A 6000-nucleotide genomic window follows, 5' to 3' on the forward strand; every position below is an offset into this window, starting at 1 on the left:
TTGCCGCACTGCGATATTTTTTTCATTATCGTTTTCCCGATGTATTTCAAAGCAGTTCGCCGATGAGAGAACGATCGTGCTGTGCAATGCAAAAAGAGCCCGCTGTGACGGGCTCTCTTCCCCCTGCATGGGGCCGTGAAAGGCTTTTGCAGTGCGCAAGCGCGTAGGTCTTCTTACCTTCACGCACTGCAGCATAACCGTGCTTCGGTTGCACGCTTCCGATTAATCGCCCGCAGCAAAGACACCGTAAAAATTGCCTTGCACAACGGGGAGTTGGAGCAGGCGTTACCGATCCGCGAGCCAGATTATCGCGGCCATCCGGCCTGTCTCGCGATCGCGTCGATATGAGTAAAAACGCCCGCGCTCGGTGAACGTGCATCGATCGCCACCGACCACGTTCGTCACACCTATTTGCGCAAGACGCGCACGCGCGAGTCGTGGCAGATCCGCGAGGTACTTGCCCGCGTTTCGAGGATGCTCGACGAAGGCGCCGGCGACGATATCGCGTTGTGCGCCGCCGACACCGTTCATGAAGGCGTCACGCACGTCTGGTCCGACCTCGAAGGCTTGCGGGCCGATGCACGGTCCAAGATACGCATGCAGCACTGACATGTCAGCGCCCGCGAGAGACGCGACACGCTGCGCCGTGCTTTCGACGACGCCCGCTGCCAACCCTCGCCAGCCCGCGTGCGCTGCGCCGACGGCCCGGCCTTGCGGGTCGCACAGCAACACAGGCATGCAGTCGGCGATCATCACGACGCATAGCGTGTCCGGCCGGTCGGTCACGCTCGCGTCGGCCTGAAAGAGCGGCTCGCCGCGCCGCGCGGCCGCAAGCGCGTCGTCGGCGCTCACGACGTTCGCGCCATGAACCTGCGAGAGCCACGCGGCTTCGCCGCGGCCCGTGAGCTTCATCAGGCGCGCGCGGTTCGCTTCGACGTGCGCGAGGTCGTCGCCCGACTTCTTGCCGAGATTCAGTCCCCCCGGACCCTCGACGCCATCGCGCCACGTGCCGAACGGCGGCAGGCTCACGCCGCCGTTGCGCGTCGTAACGAGGGCGTGCACGCGCGGCGACACGGGCCACTGCGGCCGCAGCACATCGTTCATCGTCAGTTCAGGCAGGGTCATGCGCGATCTTCCTTGTCGGGTGATTCGTCGGCTTCGTCTTCGTCGTCGCAGCCTTCGTCGATGGATGCGTCGACATCGTCTTCGTCATGGTCGTCGTAGTCTTCGACGTATTCGAATTCTTCGTCGTGTTCACGGCCGAGCCCCAGCGCCTCGGATAGCGCCGCGATATCGTCCGGCACGTCGGCGCGCCACTGCATCGTACGGCCCGTCCGCGGATGAACCAGCGCGAGCCGCCATGCGTGCAGCGCCTGGCGCGCGAAGCCGCCCGGCAGCGGCGTCACCGAACGCTTGCCGCGCGCGCGGCCATAGACGGGATCGCCGAGCAGCGGATGCCCGACATGCGCGCAATGAACGCGGATCTGATGCGTGCGCCCCGTCTCCAGATCGCAATGGATGGCCGACACGGGCTGCCGTTCCCATACCGTCGAATCGATGCGCCTGAAGTGCGTGCGCGCGGGCTTGCCCGCCGCGCCCGTCACCACCGCCATGCGCGTGCGTTCGCGCGGATCGCGGCCGATGGGCGCGTCGATCGTGCCTTCGTCCGGCATGCTGCCCCACACGAGCGCGAGATAGCGGCGCTTCACGGTGCGCGCCTGCAACTGGCGCACGAGGTCGGTTTGCGCTTCTAGCGTGCGCGCGACGACCATCAGCCCCGAGGTCTCCTTGTCGAGCCGGTGCACGATGCCCGCGCGCGGCAAGCCCGCAGCCGCGTCGCCATAGCGATGCAGCAGGCCGTTCAACACCGTGCCGCTCCAGTTGCCGGCAGCGGGATGCACGACGAGCCCGGCGGGCTTGTTGATCACGACGAGCGTCTCGTCTTCATAGACGATATCGAGCGGCACCGGCTCCGGCGTGAACGCGAGCTGCTCGGGCAGCAGATCGGGCACGAGCTCGATCGTTGCGCCGAGCGGCACGGGCTGGCGGATCTTCGCGCCCTGTCCGTCGACACGCACACGCTGCGCCTCGATCCAGCTTTGCAGCCGGCTGCGCGAGAACTCGGGGAAGACTTTGGCAAGCACCTTGTCGAGCCGGTCGCCCGCGAGCTCGGGCGGCACCGTGACGACGCGCGGCGCTTCGTCCTCGCGCGGCGCGGCGCCTCGTGCCTCGGCGGCTTGTGGAGCGAGCGCGTCGCTCGTCAGATCGTCGTCGAGCGCGTCGGCTGACGGATCGTCTGCATATGCGTCGGCGGGCTCGGCGCTTGGGCTATAATCTTTGTTGCTCTTCCGCGCGCCCTGAACGGGACACTGAGCGGGACGCGGAGTATTGGAACGGGTCATCGAGACTGGGTCACCTGGACGTAAAGCTAGACTGGAAAATGCGAGCCTTGAACATCATTACTCAAACTGTTCGAAAGACGGTGGCCCAACAGATGGCCGCAAAGGCGGCCAGCTATGTCGCGTGCGCGGCGGCCGTCGCGCTGGTGGCGGCCTGTCATGGCCTGCCGGAGAAGACAGACGAAACGGCCACATGGACCAACAATAAATTATATACGGAGGCGCAAGACGCCTTGAGCGGCGGGGACTTCGGCAAGTGCGCGAAATACTTCGAAGCGCTCGAAGGCCGCGATCCGTTCGGCCACTTTGCGCAGCAGGCACAGATCAACGTCGCGTACTGCAACTGGAAGGACAGCGAAACGGATGCTGCCGACCAGGCCGTCAACCGTTTCATCCAGCTGCACCCGGACCACCCGGACATTCCCTACGCGTACTACCTGAAGGGCATGATCCACTTCAACGACGACCTGGGGCTGTTCGGCCGCTTCTCTGGCCAGGACATGAGCGAGCGTGATCCGAAGTCGCTGCGCGAGTCATATGACGCGTTCAAGGTCGTCGTCGACAAGTATCCGCAGAGCAAGTACGCGCCGGATTCGGCACAGCGCATGCGCTATATCGTGAACGCGCTGGCATCGCACGAAGTTCACGCCGCCGACTACTACTACCGCCGTGGCGCGTATGTGGCCGCGATCAACCGCGCGCAGCTCGCCATCAAGGAATACAAGAACGCGCCCGCCATCGAAGACGCACTGCACATCATGATGCTGTCGTATCAGAAACTGGACCAGCCGCAACTCGCGGAAGACACGAAGCGCGTGCTGGCAGGCACCTTCCCGGACAGCCCGTACATCACGGGCCATGCGCGTCCGGGCAAGGAAAAGTCGTGGTGGCAGTTCTGATCCGCCCGAGCGCCTGAACAAAAAAACGCCACGGTTCGAACCGTGGCGTTTTTGTTTGCGCAGCGGTGTTTCCGGTGTTGTCAGTCCCGCTCGAACAACGCAATCGACTCGACGTGCGACGTGTGCGGGAACATGTTCACGACGCCCGCACCCTTGAGGCGATAACCCGCTTCATGCACGAGCAGGCCCGCGTCGCGCGCGAGCGTGGCGGGGTTGCACGATACGTAGACAATGCGCTTGGGCAACGGCCCTTCGCCGCTTTGCGCGATATCCGCGAGCGCCTTCGAGACGGCCAGCGCCCCTTCACGCGGCGGATCGATCAGGTATTTGTCGAAATGGCCGAGCGCGCGGATGTCGTCTGCCGTGACTTCGAACAGGTTGCGGCATGCAAAGGAGGTATGACTGTCGACGCCGTTTTCCTTCGCATTGTCGAGCGCGCGCGACGTCAGCACCTCGCTGCCTTCGATGCCCACCACTTCGCGCGACACGCGCGCGAGCGGCAGCGTGAAGTTGCCGATCCCGCAAAAAAGATCGAGCACGCGATCGGTCTTCGCGGGCGCGAGCAGCCGCAGCGCGCGGCCGACGAGTACCCGGTTGATCTGGTGATTGACCTGCGTGAAGTCGGTCGGACGGAACGGCATGCGGATGCCGAACTCGGGCAGCGTGTAATCGAGCTGCCGGTCGAGCGGATAGAACGGATAGACGGTATCCGGGCCCTTCGGCTGCAGCCAGAACTGGACGTTGTGCTGGTCGGCGAAATCGCGCAGCAGTTGCTCGTCGGCCGCGTTGATCGGCTCGAGAATGCGCAGCACGAGCGCCGTCACGGAGGAACCGACGGCCAGCTCGATCTGCGGCATGCGATCGCGGATCGACAATGCTTCGACCATATGCCGCAGCGGCACCAGCATGTCCGACACGTGCGGCGGCAGCACTTCGCAGCTCGTCATGTCGGCGACGTAGCTGCTCTTTTTCTCGTGGAAGCCGACCAGCACGCCGCCCTTCTTGACGACATTGCGCACCGTCAGGCGCGCGCGATAGCGGTAGCCCCACGACGGGCCGTGGATCGGCCGGAACACGGTTTCCGGACGCAGCTTCGCGAGATGCAGCAGGTTGTCTTCGAGCACGCGCTGCTTGACGGCGATCTGCGCGCGCACGTCGAGATGCTGCATCGAACAACCGCCGCATGTGCCAAAAAACTTGCACTGCGGGCGGGTACGGATCACGCTCTCTCTAAGAATATCGACGATCTGCGCCTGTTCGAAACTTGGCTTCTTCCGGTAGCTCGAATAGGTGACGCGTTCGCCGGGCAGCGCGCCCTCGACGAAGATGACCTTGCCGGGCGAGCCATCTTCCGTGACGGTCCGGCCGACGCCGCGCGCTTCCATGTCGAGCGAGTCGATTTCGAGTTCGGGCGCCTTGAACGGGCCAGCGGCGGCCTCCGCACCCGGCTGCTTGCCCTTTCTGGGCGAGCGCGTTCTACCAATGTGGGGGATGGTTTCAGACACCTGCGACTTCCTGGGACTGTGTAAAAGTGGGACCAAACACGAGATTGTAGACGAACGACAAACACCGACGGAGATTTGACGATGCGACTGATCAGCTGGAATGTCCAGTGGGGACGCAGTGCGCACGGGGACGTGAACCTCTCGCGCACGATCGACGAAGCACGGCGGCTCGCCGATTTCGACGTGCTGTGCATGCAGGAAGTCACGCGCGGCTTTTCGGTGCTGGCGGGCCATCCGGGCGACGACCAGTTCGCCGAGCTGGCCGATCTGCTGCCCGGCTTCACGGTGCTCGGCGCAATCGGCGCGGATCTGGCGCCGCTCAAGCTCGACGCGCCCGCCGCGCCGCGCCGGCAGTTCGGCAATGCGCTCGCGACGCGTCTGCCTGTCGAGCGGGTGATCCGTCACTCGCTGCCGTGGCCTGCCGATCCCGACTCGCCGTCGATGCAGCGCGTCGCGCTCGAAGCGGTGCTGCGCGCGCCCGGGGGCCCGGTGCGCGTAATCGTCACGCATCTGGAGTTCTATTCTCTCAAGCAGCGCCTCGCGCAGGTGAACCGGCTGCGCCAGCTGCAGCAGGAGGCGGCCGCGCATGCCGCGCACCCTGCCCCGGCCGAGAACGCGATCGGCCCGTTCACCGATACGGGACGGCCCGTCAGCGCGATCGTCTGTGGCGATTTCAATAGCGCGTACGGCAGCGAAGCGTACCGGCGCATGCTGGAGCCGCTCGACGGCAGCCCTTCCTTCATCGATGCATGGACCACGCTGCACCCCGGCCAGACGCCGCCAATGACTGCGGGTGTCTACGACAAGGCGCAATGGTCGGACGGCCCTCTTACCTGCGATTTTCTGTTCGCCACGGAAGACTTGCGGCCGCGGCTGCGGAGCTGCGAGATCGATGGCGGGACGCGGGCTTCGGATCATCAGCCCATCGTGTTGGAGATCGATTAGGTTTGCTTTTGGCGCTGCGCGGGCATTGGCGAGGCGGTTGTGCCGTTGCTCTCTGCGCGGGCATGCCGCGATGCGGGTCGCCTTGCCCTTTGCGGGCATCCGCGATGTAGTTCGCCTTGCCCTTTGCGGGCATCCGCGATGTGGTTCGCCTTGCCCTGCGCGGGCATCCGCGATAGCGCCTCGCGGCACAGGCGTTGCCCCTGTGCGGGGCGGCACTTACTTTCTTTGCCGCCGCAAAGAAAGTAAGCAAAG

Annotated in this window: 5 protein-coding genes; 2 read left to right on the forward strand and 3 right to left on the reverse strand. The window is 64.8% G+C overall.

The annotated features are described in order from the left end of the window. Positions 1-285: 285 nt before the first annotated feature. A complete protein-coding gene (gene pgeF / locus J8I87_RS39320) occupies positions 286-1125 on the reverse strand; it encodes a peptidoglycan editing factor PgeF (protein ID WP_209937812.1) in 840 nt (279 codons plus the stop codon). Next, positions 1122-2402, reverse strand: a complete 1281-nt coding sequence (locus J8I87_RS39325) for an RluA family pseudouridine synthase (protein WP_209937814.1) — start codon at positions 2400-2402, stop codon at positions 1122-1124. Before J8I87_RS39325 ends, pgeF begins: the two co-directional genes overlap by 4 nt. A gap of 92 nt (positions 2403-2494) precedes the next feature. On the opposite strand from J8I87_RS39325, the gene J8I87_RS39330 reads away from it, so the two are divergent. Continuing rightward, positions 2495-3298: an outer membrane protein assembly factor BamD gene (locus tag J8I87_RS39330; RefSeq protein WP_409518876.1), complete on the forward strand. Its 804-nt coding sequence runs from the start codon at positions 2495-2497 to the stop codon at positions 3296-3298. A gap of 80 nt (positions 3299-3378) precedes the next feature. Here the strand turns inward: J8I87_RS39330 and rlmD are convergent, their stop codons facing one another. Then, positions 3379-4803 carry a 23S rRNA (uracil(1939)-C(5))-methyltransferase RlmD gene (rlmD, locus tag J8I87_RS39335; protein ID WP_209937816.1) on the reverse strand — a complete coding sequence of 475 codons (1425 nt, stop codon included), beginning with the start codon at positions 4801-4803 and terminating at the stop codon, positions 3379-3381. Between the two features lie 81 nt (positions 4804-4884). Here rlmD and J8I87_RS39340 point away from each other — a divergent pair, with 81 nt between their 5' ends. Further along, the gene (locus J8I87_RS39340) at positions 4885-5748 is read left to right on the forward strand and encodes an endonuclease/exonuclease/phosphatase family protein (RefSeq protein WP_209937817.1); all 864 of its coding nucleotides are present in this window, start codon (positions 4885-4887) and stop codon (positions 5746-5748) included. Positions 5749-6000 lie beyond the last annotated feature (252 nt).

It is taken from the genome of Paraburkholderia sp. LEh10, from assembly GCF_017814945.1.
Taxonomy (GTDB): domain Bacteria; phylum Pseudomonadota; class Gammaproteobacteria; order Burkholderiales; family Burkholderiaceae; genus Paraburkholderia.